This window comes from Legionella yabuuchiae (genome assembly GCF_900640115.1).
GTDB classification, from domain to species: Bacteria; Pseudomonadota; Gammaproteobacteria; order Legionellales; family Legionellaceae; genus Legionella_A; species Legionella_A yabuuchiae.
The window spans coordinates 1-18759 of sequence record NZ_CAAAIW010000034.1; the positions used below are offsets into that span (position 1 = coordinate 1).

Consider the following 18759-nt stretch of genomic DNA (forward strand, 5'->3'; position numbering starts at 1 on the left):
TATATAGCCATTACACTTCAAAATCCGAAATTAGGTTCACTGACAATTTGAAATTTATCAGTGAGCCTAGCTCTCAATAATTTCTTTTTACGCCCAATTTGTTTGAAGAAAGTAGTTATGGCTTCTGTAAAATCAGAAAATTTTTGGTAGTACTTATTATAAGTTACCTTTTCATGCATGATTTTCCACAGCCTTTCAATTGGGTTTAAATTAGGAGAGTATGGAGGTAGAAAATGAAGCTTTATGTTTAGTTTATCTGCGAACGACTGAACCTCTTTACTTCGATGATACCCTGCATTATCCCAAATGATATGAATTTTGTTTTTTACCCTATGTTTTGACCGTAATACTTTTAAAAAGACTTTGATGCTTTCTGTATCAACCTTTTCGGAGTTCTGTACCACGACCTTATGACCATTAAGACAAAGTCCTCCCATAAAACTTAATCTTTTCTGCTTGCCTGTAGTGGCTACGTTCTTTCTTACGCCCTTTTGAATCCAACCATAAGCCAAGCGTGTTTGATGCTGGGGATGAACGCTATCAGCGAAATATATAGGCTCTTCATCGCCAGCTTTATTTTTTAATTCCTCATAGTAAACCTTAAAATCTTCTTGTGCTTGACTGTTTACTTTGCCTGGTACTGGTTGAGGCTTTTTATACCGATACCCTTGGTTCTTTAGCCATTTGGTCATACCACTAATGCTATAAGAAATAGAAAACTTCGATTTTACAAATTCACAGATGTCTTTCACATAAAGGTAGGTGTTTTCATCTAAATGGGCTTTTAGCATAACTGTATGCTCGACATTCAAATGACTACTGCTGCCACCACTTTCTATGGTTAATTTATGCTTCGCAAAATAATCATTGATGTGGCGACGAACAGTATCATCATCCAGTAATAATATGTGTGCAATTTCTTGATAGGAATAATCCCGGTCAAATAACAATACTGCTTTGATGCGGTCACATATTTTGCGATTTTTCTCTCGACGATGTTGTCTTATGAGTTTTTCGCGCTCAGTTGCTTCTAATTTTCTCTTCATGTGCGCATTTGATCATACTAGATCCATGATTTCAATATTTTTTTTCGGATTTTGATTTCCGATGGGTATATACCCGTAATTTTTCAAAATGCGTGTTTTTAGGCGCCTTTATTTTTTGTCCTGCCGCATTTTAAAAAGCAAGTAATGGCTCATTCCCTTGCGAGTTTTTTAAAATGCGGCAGGGCGAAAAAGAAAAAGCATAAATCACGCATTTTGAAAGATTACGGGTATATATCTTTGGAAAAAGCAAATCGCTATATTACGGCAGATTTTTGAACAGGGGCGGGGAAACTTCCGCCCTTGCCTGTATTGGTGCGGTAAAAAACCGTTAAATTACATCCTAGGCTCATTTAATGGGGGTAGTCTGTGTCTAATTAACCCTGATACTAGATTCATACCTTTGTCATCACCATATCTGCGGTCAATTTCATCAGCAAGAACACGTAAATCGCCTAATATCGGATGTTGATCACTACCACCTTGTGAAAAGTAGCGATTAAAATATTCAACACCAAATTTTTGTGGGCCATCAATGGCAGATTGCATTATCCTATTGAAAAGTGTCTCACCATCATTAGGTGATGGCATTGCAAATAACTTCATTCACGATTTCCCAAACAGTTAAAGAACATTATTTTACCACTAAGATTAAAATTTACAACAATTCCGATGCTCCCTGAATAGAGTGGGTCAAATACAAAATGACTTATTGGCTCCCTATACCCATGATCGTACTTAGGTAGTTCACCGTGATGATTGACTACAAGATGGATTTTTAATCCAAAAAACTAGCCAACGGAAGTTTTTCCATTTTGGACAACTACCTCAACTATTTTGTTTCGTTTGAGCGTTTCAAGTGACAAACCGATAGATAATTGGAGTCAATATAATAAATCCCTGTTTTTTTACCACAGTTAAGTTGAGAACATAAGGTTAACGGAACAATCGCTCGAGGTATCAATTCAATAAAACGGCTAGCGATCTAAGTCTCAATAAGCTTTTCTTTATTTCTGCGAGAACAGTTTTTTATGTCACGTTCTATTTTTAAACTTAAACGCGTTGCTGTGATTTTATACTTCATCTGGACAAATAATGCCCCACCCTTCATAATGCAGCATTTTTGTTTAACCGCCCGTTTAAGGCCAAAGTGATTGACCGCAAGAATGCCAAATCCTTTAATTGAAATTAAACACGTTTGTAAATCCTATGATCGCCAGGAAATTTTAAAGGATATTTCCCTATCGGTTTATGCTGGGGAGTTTTTAACCTTACTCGGCCCTTCTGGATGCGGCAAAACCACTCTTTTACGGCTTATTTCTGGCTTTGATGAGCCAACCAGTGGCTCCATCTATATTAATAATGCCTGTGTGAATCATTTGCCGCCTCAGAAACGGGATGTGCATACCGTTTTTCAAAGTTATGCCCTGTTTCCTCATCTAAGCGTATTTGAAAACGTAGCCTTTGGCTTACGTTGTAAGCGTGTTATGGAGTCTGAGATTAAAGATCGGGTCACTGAGGCTTTAAAATTAGTGCATCTTGAACCATTTGCACAACGACGCATTCAGCAATTAAGCGGCGGTCAACAACAACGTGTAGCAATTGCCAGGGCCATTATTAATCGCCCACAAGTGTTGTTACTTGATGAACCATTAAGTTCATTAGATTATCGCTTACGAAAAGCCATGCAATACGAACTGAAACAATTGCAAAAAACACTTAATATGACCTTTATCTTTGTCACGCATGATCAAGAAGAAGCGTTATCTATGTCTGATCGCATTGTGGTTTTCAATGAAGGTCAGATTGAACAGATTGGTACTCCACGCGAAGTCTATGAAACGCCAGCCAATCTCCATGTCGCTAAATTTATTGGTGAAGCCAATATTTTTGATTTAGAAGTAAAAGAAGCAACTGAGCAAGAAATCTTACTGCAAATCGACGCCACACCTTTACATTGTAAAAATACTGGCAACTACAAAACAGGCGATAACGTTCACCTGATGGTTCGTCCAGAAGATATACGCGTCTGGGGGCAGGCTGAAGTCACTGATAATGAAAACATGCTGCCTGGAACAATTGTTGACATTATTTACAAAGGTTCGACCGTCGATCTTAAAGTTGAGCTTCCCTCGGGCAAAATCATTAACGCATCTGAATTTTTTGATGAAGACGATGACAAGCTTGAATATGTCATCAATGAAGCGGTCTGGATTCATTGGCTTTCAGGTTGGGAAGTGTTGTTGCCTTATGAAACTGAATAAACCACTTTCTATATATTTTATTTACGTTTGGTTACTGGTATTTAGCTTCATTCCTCTCGGGCTTATTTTCGTGACAAGCTTTTTATCAAAAGATCCCATCAATCTCGTTTCGTTGCCATTTACGTTTCATAACTACCTTGAATTAATTAATCCTTTATTTGGCAAAGTTTTTTTGCGCTCTATTGTAATTTCGTTCATTACAACCGTGGGTTGCCTGTTCTTGGCTTATCCTTTTAGTTATTTTCTGATTAAATCTAAGCAACAATCCATGCTTTTGTTACTCATTATTATTCCTTTTTGGACCAGTTCGCTCGTTAGAACTTATTCGCTTATTGCGATTTTAAAATTTAAAGGAATTTTAAATGCGATTTTATTATCGCTGCATATCATTGACGCACCACTTTCACTGCTCTATACCAATTTCGCCGTAATAAGCGGCCTTATTTATAATTTATTTCCGTTTATGGTCTTACCGATTTTTACCAATATGGAGCGCTTTGATTTTAGGCTTATTGAAGCCGCTAAAGATCTGGGGGCGAGTAAATGGGGAACGTTTTATCGAGTATTTTTACCCAATACTGCCAAAGGAATTATTTCCGGCTGCTTGATGGTCTTTTTGCCAGCGATGACCTTATTTTATATTCCAAATGTATTGGGGGGAGCTCGCTCTATTCTTTTAGGCAACATGATTCAAAATCAATTTTTGGTGCTGGAAAATTGGCCGCAAGGCGCGGCAACCAGTACCATTTTAACCCTGTTGCTTTTGTTGCTACTGTTATTATTTCGCCGATTTAATAAAGGGGCTCAAGCATGAAGCATGCGTTACAAAAATCTTTTTTAGCCATGGTTTATGCGTTGCTTTATTTTCCTATTCTTGTACTAATTCTCTACTCAGTGAATAAAGCGCGGTTTTCTCTGCAGTGGCAAGGATTTTCTTTAAAATGGTATGTTGAACTGTTCCATGATCGTGAGCTTTGGTCTGCCTTTATGCATTCAGTATTCTTAGGATTGTGTGCCTCACTCCTTGCAACGATGACAGGCGTACTTGCTTGTGTGCAATTATTTTTGAGACCTAAAAAGAAACAGCCTCGCTCATTCTTTGCTCTTTTATTATTGCTGATTATCATCCCCGATTTGGTGCTTGGCGTGGCGCTGTTGTTATTATTTAATGTATTAGACATTCCCTTGGGCTTTACGAGCTTACTCATTGCTCACATCACATTTTGCATACCCTTCGTTGTCTTAACCATTAACAGCCGAATTCATACCCTAGATGCAAATATTTACTATAGCGCCCTAGACTTAGGCGCCAGCCATGTTCATGCCTTAAGAAAAGTCCTTCTCCCTCTTCTTTGGCCTTCGGTGCTCAGTGCCATGCTGTTGTGTTTTACCTTGTCATTCGATGATGTCATTATCAGTTACTTTGTAGCTGGACCTGATTTTAATATTTTACCCTTAACCATATACTCCTTAGTGCGGGTTGGGGTAACACCAGAATTAAACGCTTTATGCACGTTCACGTTTTTAATTTCCATGATTTTAGTCATTATTGCGCACCGTTTATCGAGGAAGGCAGCATGAAACGGTTGATTTATTTTTTCCACTCTTTTTTTCTAGCCTTCCTGTTTGGTTCAAGCCATGCCGGAACAGTAGTGAATGTTTATGTTTGGGGCGGAGAAATACCAAAATCTGTAATCCATAAGTTTGAACATGAAACCGGAATTAAAGTCAATTTTTCGACTTATGATAGCAATGAGACTATGTATGCCAAACTTAAGGCGAGTAAAAGAACTGCTTATGATGTGATCATGCCTTCTGGTTATTTTGTAGAACGCATGCGTAAGCAAGGTATGTTAACAGCGCTGGATCATTCAAAACTATCTAACCTAGATAACTTAATGCCTAAGTTTACCCAGAGCGCCTATGATCCTGGAAATCACTATAGTATACCCATTAATTGGGGTGCAACGGGACTATTTTATAATCGCGAATGGGTCAATCAAGCTCCTAAAACCTGGCGTGACTTGTGGGCTAAACAATGGCGCGAACAGTTGTTATTACTGGATGATTCACGAGAAGTATTTTCAATTGGACTCATGAGCCTTCATTACCCTCCTAATGACACGAATCCAGAGCATATTAAAGAAGCATTTGAAGCGCTGCTAAGGCTCGCGCCTAACGTGAAAATGTTTGCTAGCGACAGCGTTCAAGCCATTATTATTGATGGAGATGCCATAGCGGGAATGGCATGGAACGGCGATGCTTATAAAGCCAAGCAGGAAAATAATGCCATTGAATTTGTTTATCCCGAAGAAGGGTTCGTGATTTGGGTCGATTGTTTAGCCGTTCCTAAAAATCCACCGCATTTAGAAGAAGCCTATCAATTTATTAACTTCATTCTAAAGCCAGAGATTGCGGCTGAAATTGCCTTGCGTGAAGGACATGCCATCACCAATGGGAAAGGAAAAACGTTACTGCCCAAAGCAATGCAAAATAATCCTATAATCTACCCTCCTCGGGAAGTGTTAGAACGAGGTGTTGTGCAAAGAGACGTTGGGGATGAAGTCATTGCTTTATACAATCAGTATTGGGAACGGTTAAAGCTAGCTTTTTAGGTTAAACATAAATAATAGCAGAGAGGAGAGATTACTCATGAATAAATTTATCATTATGATGATTGTGGTATTAGGCTTTAGTCTTACTGGGCAAGATGCTTTGGCAAAGCGCTTTGGCGGTGGGCGTAGTTTCTCTTCAAATCGCAGTTATACTCATTATTCAAAACGACCTCAAGCGCAACGAGTTGCTTCGAAGCCGAATAAAACGCACTGGGGTGGCCTCATTCGTGGGATGTTAATCGGTGGATTATTAGCCAGTCTTTTCATGGGGCATGGTATTTTCCCTGCTATTTTTTCCTGGCTTGCTCTTGGCGTTATCCTAATGATTTTATTCCAGCTGTTTTCTAGAAAGATGCAAATGGTCAAGCGACCAATCGATAAGTAAGCTTGACCTTCGTAGGATGAACTAATACAAAGATTAGGTGCTCTTTTCTTCGCCTAAACAGAGCGCCATCATTACAAAAAATAACAATCCAGAGCTAGAATATAACAATAAAGAATCTGTTAAGCCTCCAACTAGAAATGAAAGCATTACCGCAAGCGCTATTGCTTTCATTTCAACGAGTCGCAAGCTTGCTTTAAATAATGTAGCAAAAAATATCATAAATGCCATTATACCAAGCACACCTAATTCAGTGGCAATAAACCAGTATTGACTATGCGGCTCAAGAAGTCTCCTGTCCCAGGACGGCACTGGCTTTTCTTCTTTAAATCGATGAGTAAATCCAGCAGTACCGTGTCCAATTATAGGATGGCGAGAAAACAACTGCTTAGCAAATTGATGAAACTGAATGCGATACCCAATCGAGGTGTCTTTATCTTGATTATCTTGATAACGTTGCCATTCACTGACAATCGTGTATAGACGATGTTGAGCTTCGGTGTGGAATGATACGGTCACGGTTAATATTGAGAAAGCAATAACACCCGTAATGAGCGCTCGACGCAATGAGAAGACTTGCAAGAGAAAAAGTCCAAGCAACATAACATAAATAAAATAGCCTGTACGACCTGTATTGATAAATAAAATTTGATAGCTGAATAGGCCTGCTAATACCCCATAACTGATACGAAATTTTCCTTGGCTACGATAAGCGTATAAAGCCGATATGTAGGCGGCCAGAACCATCATATGTCCGGTGATGATATGATTATTAAATACAGAACCCTGATCGGGTTCTTTAAATGTGCCAATGTGGGCTGCTTTCAGAAAAGAAATCATGCATGTAATCGTCATCGCTAAGATAAACGCATATACCGCGTATTGGCGTGTTCGCCTGTCTTTAAACCCAACCACTAAAACCGGTAAATAGAGAAATTTTAGATATTTTTCAAGCACCATTAAGCGATCATGCCAAGTGGCCGGACTCCATAGGCACGCCAAGGCGGCCAGAATAAAGATAAAAAATGCCGCGCGACACCATGGCTTTGTTATTGCTCGTTTTAGTTCTGAATAATAAATCGGATGCAATACAATCCATGCCACTGAAATTCCCAAAAAAATACTTCTTGCGGTTGAACTGATGGGAATGAACATCATGGCACAGACAAAAATCATTGTTCCCCAGAATGTTTCATCGTGTTGCCAGGCTAACTTTAAGGTTTTGATCACAATTAGTCTCCCATAACCTTAGGTAAATATTGAATTTCTTTATCTGGATAGAGTTGCTTTAACCCTCTGGCTAACGTACCCTGGGCATTCAATAGCGCTAACACCAACCCTTCTCGACCATCTAAGAAGCCACGTTGCAAAAGATAACATCGAATGAACATCCATAGGCTGCCTGTGAGGGTTTTGATTAAACTACCGGATTTTTTATGTTCGAGTCTAATTTTTGCGGTATAAGAGGAGTAGCGATTAATTTTATAAAGCGCATGCGACACATCACGAAAGGATTGATGCCGGATTGGAGAAGAAAGCTGGCTGATTCTAAATTGATCTGGCAACAAGATTTTTTCGTGCACAATATCCAAACTATAGTGCGCTCCTTCTCGTTTAAAGAGTCGCACATGACGTTTCGGGCTAGAACTGTGGTGCATGGTTTTGCCATAAAACTCCATTCGAATAGGGATGCGATAAGCTTCTGCTTGATTAGATTTTATGGCGACAAGTAGCTCTTGCTTTAGATCTTCGTCCACGGCTTCATCAGCATCTAAATTTAATACCCAATCACCTGTGGCATGAGAAAGAGCACGTTCTTTCTGGACACCATACCCCTTCCAATCCGTTTGATACACCTCGTTGGTGTATTCCTTAGCAATCGCGACCGTGTTATCGGTACTTCCAGAGTCTAAAACGATGATTTGATCGGCCCAACGAATAGACTCTAGACAACGTCTAATGTTTTCTTCTTCGTTCTTCGCAATGATGATGACACTGAGCATGATGGTAGTTTCATTGGCATGTATATTCTGGCCACATTCTAGCGGATATGTACTGGAATTGTAAGTATTCTCAAGACTGGGTAGTGCGCGCATAATTCATAGGCTTACGGAGTACTGCTTAGCGCTGTTCTCGGATTACGGCCGTGCCTGCATCTGGGCTATAAAATTAACAACTAATGAGAAAAAATCTGGGGGTAACTGCTCGCCCACCTCGTCTCTCTGACTTCACCGCGGTCAAGCCGCAGGAAGTCGGCAGGGAGAGAGCAGTTACCTCTGGGGTTTAATGAAAAGGTGGACTCATATCATGACTTTTCGTAGGAGAAGGCTCAGAATAAGGCGGAGGTGGAGCAAACAGAGTAAACCCTCCTGCATACACCGAACACTCATCTGGTGCGGGTGGTGCTGATGGAGATGGGCTCATACCAAGACTTGTTGTAGAGGATGGATCAGAATAATACGGTGGGGGAGCAGACAGGATATTACTTCCTTCATACACTGAATACGGTACAGGTGGTGCTGATGGGGGATAGATAGCTCTAGCTCGTTGGAGTAAGTCTTCACATGCCTGAGATTTTATATTTAAATCATATCTTAAATTCAGCTCAGTCTGACGATCTCTGTTGTGTGTTTGGGTTAGCGTGGGAATGGTATCACGAGTTAAGGTTTCGTTTTCCTCATTTAAACTTTTTACATGGGCTTCAAGATCATGAAGTTTTTTATTGTTAAAGTGTTTTTGTAACCGGTTAATCCCTTTTGCTGCAAATAACCCTAGTGAGACAATCAAGCACGCGCTGGCTACGATCAAGGGAATAACTAGACTTAAAGACGGGATGACAAGCGCAACACCTAAAGCTGCGGCAGAAAAGTATAATCCGCCAGAAACCAACAAAAGACTTACAGAAATACCTAAGGTGATCCATGCGGGTAATGCAAGTGTTTTATTCGTATTATCTAAGGTTTTATTTTTTTGATTCAACGTAACATTTTTTTCTGGGGCAAGTTGCAGTTCGGTTGCAATGTCTTTAATCCGTTGATGTGTAGTTGTTATCGATAGCTCTGTTCTTTCTATCGTTTCTTGTAGTTTTTGCAGCGCTTTAGATACTTTCAACGTTTCTTGTTCGGCGGATAAAAATTCCGTCATCACATTAATAAGCTCAATAATCGCTTGTTTCTCATCGTCCGTAAGGTTAACGAATTGTAAGACGGTTTGGCGAAGTTCAATCAAAAAGACAGGAAATATGAGATTTTTGGCTTCAGTAAATTTTTTATTCTTCAATTCATCAACCTCCGCATCCTGCTTGCGTCTTTTTTGGATGAATGCCTGATAATTTTGATGAGATAAGCGTTCCTTTATGCTCTGTTTATAAAATCGATCTTCTCGTGCCTGTTTACGAGCAAGACGCGCGCTTTCTCTCTTGGGAAGACTTTCATTCAATTTTAAATTTATTTCATTTAATCTTAACCACTCTGGAAGTGAAATAGACTTGTGCTGATGATTAGTAGAATGAGTATGTCTGGGGTGTTGATCTAAAATATTCCTCATTTCTTCGCGCAATGCTATGCTTAATTTCGCATCCTCTAGTACCTCACGCTCATCTTTTAAGGATTCTTCACGATCGTCCTTAGCCTGTTGCTTTAAAAATTTATCTTCAAGAACTTCTGTATGATGTCTTTTTTGCTCAAGAACTATGGATGTAAGCTCTGCTTCTATTGCATCCACTACATTTAAAATAGGCTCATGCGCCACGATAAATGATTTTAACTGAGTAAAATAAAATTGATGAAGCGTTGATACATATTGACGCACATGATGTGTGACGAGCGTTGTGACATTGATATCTGTTAAATTAGTCATAACATGGAGCAACCAAAGAGCAACGTGGCTGGAATTAAACCACAACAATGGTGTTTTAACAACCTTGAACTTTGATCATTTTAAAAATGAGCCAGAAAGTGTCTCTTTTGCGAGCAAAGTGAAACAATCTAGAACGGCCTTCAATAAGAATATCGTTCTTAATTGCTTCGCTAACGCTCTGAAAGACGCCTCATTAAATATCTTGAACGAATATAAGCTGCCTACTCAGTACCTAACACACCCCTTCACGGTAATTCTGACATTCAAAATGCAGTTTGCCGTCTTTCATTTTAATGGTTACATGACCGCCGTTTGAGAGTTTTCCAAAGAGCAGTTCTTCAGCAAGAGGCTTTTTAATATGTTCTTGAATCAGTCTAGCCATCGGTCGGGCACCCATGGACTTGTTATAACCATTTTCAACCAACCATTCACGTGCCTCTTGTTCGACTTTGAATGACACGCCTTTGCTGCTTAGTTGTTCCTCAAGTTCCATGATAAATTTGTCAACCACTAAGCCAATCGTTTCCACATCTAGCGAGGCGAAGTTAATGATGGCATCCAAGCGGTTTCTAAATTCCGGGGTAAATTGACGTTTGATGACTTCTAAACCATCGGTGGTGTTGTCTTGGGATGAGAAGCCAATGCTGTTGCGACTAATTTCTGCAGCGCCTGCATTACTGGTCATCACCAGAATCACATGACGAAAATCAGCTTGACGTCCATTAGTATCGGTCAGCGTGCCATGATCCATGATTTGTAATAACAGATTAAAAACATCGGGATGTGCTTTTTCAATTTCATCAAGAAGCACAACCGAGTACGGGTTCTTAGTGACGGCTTCGGTTAATAATCCACCTTGATCATATCCCACATAGCCAGGAGGTGCACCAATTAAACGTGAAACGGTGTGTTTTTCCATATACTCTGACATGTCAAAGCGCAGAAGCTCAATACCCATCACATTGGCAAGCTGTCGCGTCACTTCGGTTTTACCGACCCCGGTCGGCCCAGCAAACAAGAAACAACCAACCGGCTTTTGAGGCTCACGTAAGCCGGAGCGCGCTAGTTTAATGGCGGATGCTAATGCTGTAATCGCTTCGTCTTGACCATACACCAACAGCTTCAAATCGCGCTCAAGGTTTCGCAACGTATCTTTATCACGCGCTGAAACTTTCTTAAGAGGTATGCGGGCAATTTTGGCAACCACGCTTTCGATTTCAGCGACACTAATTAATTTTTTACGTTTGCTGCTGGTTAAAAGATTTTGATAAGCGCCGGCTTCATCCACAACGTCAATGGCTTTATCTGGCAGGAAGCGATCATTAATATATTTCGCTGCTAATTCCGCCGCGGCCTTTAACGAGGGAATGGAAAATTTGACTCCGTGATGCGCTTCTAGTTTAGGTTTCAACCCTTTTAGAATTTCAAAAGTTTCTTCAACAGAAGGTTCGGAAATATCAATTTTCTGGAAACGTCTTGCAAGCGCTCTATCTTTCTCAAAAATTCCACGATATTCCTGATACGTGGTGGATCCAATGCATTTAAGTTCGCCATTTGCGAGCAACGGTTTAATGAGGTTTGAAGCATCCATCACGCCGCCAGAAGCAGCCCCTGCCCCGATGATGGTATGGATTTCATCAATAAACAAAATTCCGCCTTCATGCTCACCTAATTGTTTTAAAACAGCCTTAAGTCGTTTTTCAAAATCACCACGGTATTTGGTTCCCGCTAATAAAGCGCCTAGATCCAGAGAATATACAACATGATTTTTAATGGATTCTGGGACTTCCCCGTCAACAATGCGCCTGGCTAATCCCTCTGCAATCGCTGTTTTACCAACGCCTGCCTCACCCACTAAAAGAGGGTTGTTTTTACGACGCCGGCTTAGCACTTGGACAGTTCGTTGAATTTCTTCGTGACGCCCGATTAATGGATCAATTTTGCCGAGTCGCGCACGATTATTTAAATTCATGCAATAATTTTCAAGCGGTGACTCATGAGCATCCGACACCATCATGTCTTCATCCATTGAAGCGCCCATATTATCGTTAAATTCATTATTCTGGAATTTAGAGACGCCATGCGATATATAGTTAATGACATCGAGACGCGTAATGTTTTCACGGCGTAAAAAATAGACCGCCTGGCTTTCTTGCTCACTAAAAATAGCTGCTAATACATTTGCACCGCTAACTTCTGTTTTTCCAGCGGATTGCACGTGAAATACGGCCCGCTGAAGGACACGCTGGAACCCAAGTGTTGGCTGGGTTTCCCGATCGAGTTCTTCTTCTGGAATCCTCGGGGTTGTTTCATCGATAAATTCTATTAAATCGCGGCGCAGAGATTCTATGTTGGCATCACAAGCTTGTAATACATTGCCTGCGGCTGGGTTATCCAGTAAGGAAAGCAATAAATGTTCAACCGTCATGAATTCATGTCGTTTTTCTTTAGCTTCTTTAAAAGCTAGATTCAAGGTAAATTCAAGCTCTTTGTTTAACATAATCGCTGCTCCTCCTATCCAGCACTGCTGTTACTCCGGCTCCATGCTACACAACAATGGGTGATCGTTCATCCTGGCATAATCATTAACCAAGGCTACTTTTGTTTCTGCAATGTCGCGTGTAAACACACCGCATACGCCCTTCCCTTGATGATGAACCTGAAGCATGATTTGTATAGCGATTTCTTCATTCAGATGAAAAAAACGCTTCAAGACATCAACAACAAAATCCATAGGTGTATAGTCATCGTTAAGCAGCACGACTTTATATTTTCTAGGCTGCTTTAAAGCCGGCAAAATTTTAGTTTCTGCCGCTTTTTCTTCAACTACATTTTGTAAATACCAACTGCTCATTTACAAACACCCTTTATTAATTTTATAGACTTTCATGGTACATTTAGCCAGTAAATTTTGTTTAAAATCGATTTAATTGTTTATTTCTGCTGGCAACCATTTCAGCCTGCCAACTCATAAAACAAATTGTTTCTTGAAATTAAAGAGATAAATGTGAACTTTGAGATATAATTCGGGCTTTCATTTCGTTGCTTTGCTAATAAAATAAGTCAGGGTTCAGGACACCGGAAAAACGGAGTCCTGAACCCTGACTAGGTGCTTGGCTCGCGCCTAATGCATATGATTAATGATAGCCTCTGCAAAGCCTGAACAGCTCACTTCATGCGCATCATCCATTTGTCGAGCAAAGTCATAGGTTACCGTCTTTTCTTTAATAGCACCTTCCATGCCATTGACGATTAAATCTGCCGCTTCTTCCCAGCCAAGATGACGCAACATCATTTCCGCAGACAAGATAATCGAACCTGGATTAACTTTATCCTGGCCAGCATATTTAGGGGCTGTGCCATGTGTCGCTTCGAAAACAGCAACATGCTCGCCGATGTTTGCCCCAGGTGCGATGCCAATCCCGCCTACTTGAGCCGCTAATGCATCAGAGATGTAGTCACCGTTTAGGTTCAAGGTTGCAACGACGCTGTATTCGTCCGGTCTTAATAAAATTTGTTGCAAGAATGCATCGGCAATGACGTCTTTAATAATAATGGATTGGCCATTATTAGGGTTTTTAAGCTCCATCCAGGGGCCACCTTGATATTCGGTGGCACCAAATTCTTCTTTGGCCACTTGGTATCCCCAATCTTTGAAGGCGCCTTCAGTGAATTTCATAATGTTGCCTTTATGAACCAACGTCACTGAACTTCGATTATGATCGATGGCATACTGGATCGCGGCTTTCACCAATCGTGATGTGCCTTCTTTGGAAACGGGCTTTACGCCGATACCGCAATGTTCTGGGAAACGAATTTTTTTAACCCCCATTTCGTCACGTAAAAAATTAATCACTTTTTTAGCGTCAGGCGTATCTGCCTTCCATTCAATGCCAGCGTAGATGTCTTCAGAGTTTTCACGAAAAATCACCATATCCACTTGTTCAGGTTCTTTCACAGGGCTTGGTGTACCGGTGAAATATCGAACAGGTCTTAAGCAGGTATACAAATCCAATTCTTGTCGAATAGTAACATTTAATGAGCGAATACCACCGCCTACTGGCGTCGTCAGCGGACCTTTAATGGACACCAAATACTGTTTAATCGCATCCAGTGTTTCTTCAGGTAGCCAGTGGTCGTTGCCATACACCTCCGTTGCCTTTTCGCCAGCGTATATTTCCATCCAAGCGATTTTTTTCTTTCCACCATAGGCTTTTTCAACCGCCGCATCCACAACGCGCAACATTGCGGGTGTTACATCAACGCCAATACCATCCCCCTCAATATATGGAATAATCGGCTGATCAGGAACGTTTAATGTTGAATCCGATTTGACTGTAATGGCTTCCCCTTGTGAAGGGATGGATATTTTTTCATACGTCATGGATTTTCTCTCCGTCATATTTAAAGTGGCTCATCATAGCATGAGAAGTGATTTTTAAACAAAATAGAAATGATCAAACCAACAATTCTAATGTAATGGTAATGGCTAAGTTCTAGAGACTTTATGAAATGATCCGTCTGCCAAGACTCGAAGCCATGGCCATAATATTAAGCTAAGCAGCGAGCTGCACACGATCGTAAGCGGAAAGTAGGCATAGCCTAAAAATGCGGCTGTTAATACCAACGTAGTTTGATAAATCATGGCAACAATCATGATGAATAGCATTTGTTGACCTATAGGAAAAAAAATAAACCGCCTTGAAAATCCTGAAGCCAACCACGTAGTGAGTGATAACGCAAAAATATGCTCGCCAATGACTGAGCCCAACAACACATCAAGACAAAGCCCTAAAATAAATATTACAGGGATATTAAAGTAAGCGGGTAAGCAAAACTGAATATATAATACCAGCAGCAATACCCAAGGTGGGCGAAAGACATTTAGCCAGCCAGGCAGCGGTAAAATCGATAATGCCAAAACAATGAAAAAAGTCCAAATCAACCGAATGTTACTCTTCATTGAGGCTCCTCATTAAGCTAGCATCCGGTTATCATCTTGATTTTTCAAGCGTTCATTAATTTGCATGGTGAGCTCTGCATGTTCTTTTTCAGGCCAGATGAGCAATACTAAGCGATTGCGATTGAGCAACGCCACAGGGATAACATCCACCTTAATAAATTCTTCACCAGGGATGTTTTTTACCCCTTCAACACGACCAACCGGATACCCCTCTGGATAGCGTCGACCAAGACCCGAGGTAATCAGCAAATCGCCAATATTAATTTCGGAGGACTTTGGAAGATTAATCAGTGATAAGAGGTTCATGTTATTGGTTCCTACCAAGATAGCCCGTTCCCCTGTTCGCTGATTTTGAACGGGAACTCCGCTGTTAGCGTCCGAGATCAACAGCACAGTACTTGTCATTTTACCTACATCTATAATTTGACCAACGACCCCTTTGGCATCCAAGACCGGCTGTCCAACAAATACGCCTTCGCGTGAGCCTTTATTTAACACTAACAGCTGCCTTGAGGATGTGGTTTCAACCGCTAAAATCTGAGCGGCCATTGTACGTGCATTCACACTGGAAGAGGCATTTAGCAGTTCTTTTAATTGCGAATTTTCATGACGAAGCACCATCAGTTTCTGCAGCTGGTTTTCAAGCATGGTCTGGCGGTAACGAAGCTGTATATTTTCATCAATAAGTGCGGTTTTAGAACTCACCAGGGATTGAATCCAGCCGATCACGCGCACTGGATAATCTACGGCATATTGCAATGGGGCGACAAATAATGAAAAACCACTTCGCACCGCATTTAAATAGTGGTAATGATAGTCGGCAATCATGAGGCCCAATGAAAGCAGTAAGGCGAGCACAAAGCTTACAGCCCTGTGCCTGCCTTTACTAAATAAGCCTGGATGTTTATTCAGTTGAGAGGAAATCACCGCCGCGCAAATCCATAGTTTCTAATGCTTTGCCGCCACCTCGCGCAACACAGGTTAGCGGATCTTCTGCCACCAACACCGGCAGACCTGTTTCTTCCATAAGCAGGGTATCCATGTTTTTGAGGAGCGCGCCACCCCCAGTTAAAACCATACCCCGTTCTGCAATATCTGCTGCAAGCTCTGGAGGAGCCAACTCTAAGGCGGCTCGGACAGCACCCACAATTCCTGATAAAGGCTCTTGTAAAGCTTCTAAGATTTCAGCGCTCGTCAAGGTAAAGCTGCGAGGCACGCCTTCAGCTAAGTTACGACCACGAACTTCAATTTCAAATAAATCACGGCTTGGGAAAGCGGAGCCAATTTCATGCTTAATGCGTTCGGCGGTGGTTTCACCAATCAATGTTCCATAATTGCGTCGAACGTAGGAAACAATAGCATCATCGAACTTATCACCCCCAATGCGTACCGACTGATGATATACAATGCCACTTAACGAGATAATAGCGACTTCTGTCGTTCCGCCGCCGATATCAACCACCATCGAGCCGCTGGCTTCTTCAACCGGCATACCTGAGCCCAGGGCTGCTGCCATGGGTTCTTCAATGAGGAAAACTTCACGTGCGCCAGCACCCATGGCTGATTCTCGAATAGCACGACGTTCTACCTGAGTTGAACCACAAGGAACGCACACTAAAACACGAGGGCTGGGTCTTAAAAATCGATTTTCATGGACCTTATGAATAAAATGCTGCAGCATTTTTTCAGTCACAAAGAAATCAGCAATCACACCATCTTTCATTGGACGAATCGCATTAATATTGCCAGGCGTTCTTCCTAACATGCGCTTAGCTTCTAAACCAACCGCCGCAACACGTTTCTGGCCAGCTTCATTACGTAGCGCTACCACGGACGGTTCATTTAACACAATTCCCTTATCTCTGACATAAATCAGCGTATTCGCTGTTCCCAAATCTATCGACAAGTCGTTTGAGAAAACACCTCTTAATTTCCTAAACATGAGCTTTATTACCTTAGTATTTTTTGTGGGAACTTTAACCTACTTTTGAAGAAAAATCGACTGGTCGCTGGTAAGTTTTGATTGTTTTTTTAGTTTGCTTTAATCGAAAACGAAATAAATACGTTTTTACTTTTTATTGCTTGTTCTCAACAATCTAACACGCACTAGAATAAATTCCCAGACTAAGCTCGCCTGGCACAGGGTAAACGCATCTAAATTTTGAACACTAAAAAGTTTGTTTTTGTCTACGTATATGGAGAACCAACGCTATCTATATTAGGTTTTCGAAGCGACACACTAAATCCTCATTTCATTGCTGAGGAGTTAGAGCACCGGGGTTGGAAGCTAAATCTTTTACAAAATCCAAATGGTTTTCATCTATGCTTAACGCATGTACATGTGCTCACCCAAGGATTTGAAGATAAGTTTATAAGAGACCTTACTGATTCTATTCATGCAGTAAAAGCCTACCCCTCGAATAAAAAACCTACTGGAAACGTAAAAGTATATGGTTTGCTGCCCACAATGCCAACGGAAGTCCAAAAAATGGTATCCACTGCTTATCAAAAAGTTCGTCTTTTCTTTAGATCAAACACCCCTAATGTCAATGAAAGTATCCAAGAACAATCAAACCAACTTGGAACTAATGGGCAGACGAAATAAAAATCGGGCCCAAACAAACTAAAAAACCTCTGGACATGAAAAAAATCTGTCCTGCTCGCGCAGGCCGGTAACTATTTATATTTTGGGACGAAAAAAAGCTGATGTAACTCGCTGATCTACAGCGAAAATCATATAGCCTCAATTGCTAAAAGCGAGGTTAATTGACGGTGAAGTTGTACGGGACTTCCATCTCTTCTTCAATTTGTTCGCTTAACTTAACGTGACGCCCCACTCTTAACGTCTTTGCTTTCATGTTGTCTTCTGGGTGGACTAAACATCTAATTTGCTTCCCTTCGTCCGTGGTTATCCACAGCATCTTGTTACTTGCCTTCTGTCCGTCTGCAACCGCTAACACTGAAGCCAAGCCTAATGATGCCACCTATGGTAATCAACAACAATCGTTTAATATCCATTTTATATCTTCCGAATGTATATATTTTGTCTAAAATGAAAACACATTTAAATTATAGAAACGGTTAACAAAATTGCTAATGAAGCCCTCAGCAAATTATGTTAGCGACAAATACAATTATGGTGCGCATGGTCTATACTGTGTATTGAAATAATGGTTTTTGGGGAGTGCTATGAGCATAAATAGATTATCCTTAGTTTTCACTGGAGTAATATTAACTACAGGGAGTTTGATAACATTTGCCGATGCAGCAAAAGAAACACCCGAGTATAAGCTGAAAACCGAAGGTGCTAAGATAGAACTTATGGGTGGTGGTATGCCAAATGGACACCACGGCGGCAAAGAGACAACTACGATCGATGAAACCGGTGGTGAAATTGGTGAAGATATGGGTTCAATTTTTCCATGAAAGATGCCATCCTGCGTGTATCTTATAAATCGACACTAGTACCTGAAGATTAGCGACTGGCTCTTGTTTTATCCAAAGGCATTTCCGCGGGTGTTATAGTTGATTAAAATTTAAAAAGTCTTATATATTTGTTATAATTAGCGCTTTTTAGCTATGACATATTCATTAGATTTTAGGGAAAAAGTACTATCCCATGTAGATTCAGGAG

The 18759-nt window shown here is 40.8% G+C and carries 19 protein-coding genes; 7 read left to right on the top strand and 12 right to left on the bottom strand.

Going from position 1 to position 18759, the window contains the following annotated elements:
- Positions 1 to 17 precede the first annotated feature (17 nt).
- Both E1O47_RS10900 and E1O47_RS10905 read right to left on the bottom strand, forming a co-directional pair.
- The gene (locus E1O47_RS10900; RefSeq protein ID WP_133131292.1) at positions 18 to 1046 is read right to left on the bottom strand and encodes an IS630 family transposase; all 1029 of its coding nucleotides are present in this window, start codon (positions 1044 to 1046) and stop codon (positions 18 to 20) included.
- 333 nt (positions 1047 to 1379) lie between these two features.
- Complete coding sequence (locus E1O47_RS10905) at positions 1380 to 1649, bottom strand: hypothetical protein (RefSeq protein ID WP_133131293.1); 270 nt, start codon at positions 1647 to 1649, stop codon at positions 1380 to 1382.
- A 560-nt stretch (positions 1650 to 2209) separates the two neighbouring features.
- Here E1O47_RS10905 and potA point away from each other — a divergent pair.
- The 5 genes from potA to E1O47_RS10930 are packed head-to-tail and all read left to right on the top strand — an operon-like array spanning position 2210 to position 6307.
- Positions 2210 to 3307, top strand: coding sequence for a spermidine/putrescine ABC transporter ATP-binding protein PotA (potA, locus tag E1O47_RS10910; protein WP_133131294.1), 1098 nt, complete (start codon positions 2210 to 2212; stop codon positions 3305 to 3307).
- Positions 3294 to 4121: an ABC transporter permease gene (locus E1O47_RS10915; protein WP_133131295.1), complete on the top strand. Its 828-nt coding sequence runs from the start codon at positions 3294 to 3296 to the stop codon at positions 4119 to 4121. Before potA ends, E1O47_RS10915 begins: the two co-directional genes overlap by 14 nt.
- Positions 4118 to 4888 carry an ABC transporter permease subunit gene (locus E1O47_RS10920; protein WP_133131296.1) on the top strand — a complete coding sequence of 257 codons (771 nt, stop codon included), beginning with the start codon at positions 4118 to 4120 and terminating at the stop codon, positions 4886 to 4888. Before E1O47_RS10915 ends, E1O47_RS10920 begins: the two co-directional genes overlap by 4 nt.
- Entirely contained in the window at positions 4885 to 5922 is a 1038-nt protein-coding gene (locus E1O47_RS10925; protein ID WP_133131297.1) for an ABC transporter substrate-binding protein, read from the top strand. Before E1O47_RS10920 ends, E1O47_RS10925 begins: the two co-directional genes overlap by 4 nt.
- A 37-nt stretch (positions 5923 to 5959) precedes the next feature.
- A complete protein-coding gene (locus E1O47_RS10930; protein WP_133131298.1) occupies positions 5960 to 6307 on the top strand; it encodes a hypothetical protein in 348 nt (115 codons plus the stop codon).
- Positions 6308 to 6340: 33 nt separating this feature from the next.
- Here the strand turns inward: E1O47_RS10930 and E1O47_RS10935 are convergent, their stop codons facing one another.
- From E1O47_RS10935 to E1O47_RS10975, 9 genes are all read right to left on the bottom strand, one after another.
- Positions 6341 to 7534, bottom strand: a complete 1194-nt coding sequence (locus tag E1O47_RS10935) for an O-antigen ligase family protein (RefSeq protein ID WP_133131299.1) — start codon at positions 7532 to 7534, stop codon at positions 6341 to 6343.
- Positions 7535 to 7536: 2 nt separating this feature from the next.
- A complete protein-coding gene (locus E1O47_RS10940; RefSeq protein ID WP_133131300.1) occupies positions 7537 to 8307 on the bottom strand; it encodes a glycosyltransferase family 2 protein in 771 nt (256 codons plus the stop codon).
- Between the two features lie 280 nt (positions 8308 to 8587).
- Positions 8588 to 10162, bottom strand: a complete 1575-nt coding sequence (locus tag E1O47_RS10945) for a hypothetical protein (protein WP_133131301.1) — start codon at positions 10160 to 10162, stop codon at positions 8588 to 8590.
- 232 nt (positions 10163 to 10394) lie between these two features.
- Positions 10395 to 12662 (bottom strand): ATP-dependent Clp protease ATP-binding subunit ClpA, encoded by a 2268-nt coding sequence (gene clpA / locus E1O47_RS10950; protein ID WP_133131302.1) that lies wholly within the window; start codon positions 12660 to 12662, stop codon positions 10395 to 10397.
- Between the two features lie 30 nt (positions 12663 to 12692).
- Positions 12693 to 13016 carry an ATP-dependent Clp protease adapter ClpS gene (gene clpS / locus E1O47_RS10955; protein WP_133131303.1) on the bottom strand — a complete coding sequence of 108 codons (324 nt, stop codon included), beginning with the start codon at positions 13014 to 13016 and terminating at the stop codon, positions 12693 to 12695.
- A gap of 270 nt (positions 13017 to 13286) precedes the next feature.
- Positions 13287 to 14546 (bottom strand): NADP-dependent isocitrate dehydrogenase, encoded by a 1260-nt coding sequence (gene icd, locus E1O47_RS10960; RefSeq protein WP_133131304.1) that lies wholly within the window; start codon positions 14544 to 14546, stop codon positions 13287 to 13289.
- A 105-nt stretch (positions 14547 to 14651) separates the two neighbouring features.
- The gene (gene mreD, locus E1O47_RS10965) at positions 14652 to 15125 is read right to left on the bottom strand and encodes a rod shape-determining protein MreD (protein ID WP_133131305.1); all 474 of its coding nucleotides are present in this window, start codon (positions 15123 to 15125) and stop codon (positions 14652 to 14654) included.
- A gap of 12 nt (positions 15126 to 15137) precedes the next feature.
- A complete protein-coding gene (gene mreC / locus E1O47_RS10970; protein WP_133131306.1) occupies positions 15138 to 16052 on the bottom strand; it encodes a rod shape-determining protein MreC in 915 nt (304 codons plus the stop codon).
- On the bottom strand, positions 16030 to 17067 hold the full coding sequence (locus tag E1O47_RS10975; protein WP_126954127.1) for a rod shape-determining protein: 1038 nt from the start codon (positions 17065 to 17067) through the stop codon (positions 16030 to 16032). Before E1O47_RS10975 ends, mreC begins: the two co-directional genes overlap by 23 nt.
- A 219-nt stretch (positions 17068 to 17286) precedes the next feature.
- Here E1O47_RS10975 and E1O47_RS10980 point away from each other — a divergent pair, with 219 nt between their 5' ends.
- Entirely contained in the window at positions 17287 to 17730 is a 444-nt protein-coding gene (locus tag E1O47_RS10980; protein ID WP_133131307.1) for an ACT domain-containing protein, read from the top strand.
- Between the two features lie 157 nt (positions 17731 to 17887).
- Here E1O47_RS10980 and E1O47_RS12315 read toward each other — a convergent pair whose 3' ends face one another.
- Entirely contained in the window at positions 17888 to 18046 is a 159-nt protein-coding gene (locus tag E1O47_RS12315; RefSeq protein WP_165475106.1) for a hypothetical protein, read from the bottom strand.
- Between the two features lie 268 nt (positions 18047 to 18314).
- On the opposite strand from E1O47_RS12315, the gene E1O47_RS10985 reads away from it, so the two are divergent.
- A complete protein-coding gene (locus tag E1O47_RS10985; protein WP_133131308.1) occupies positions 18315 to 18551 on the top strand; it encodes a hypothetical protein in 237 nt (78 codons plus the stop codon).
- Positions 18552 to 18759 lie beyond the last annotated feature (208 nt).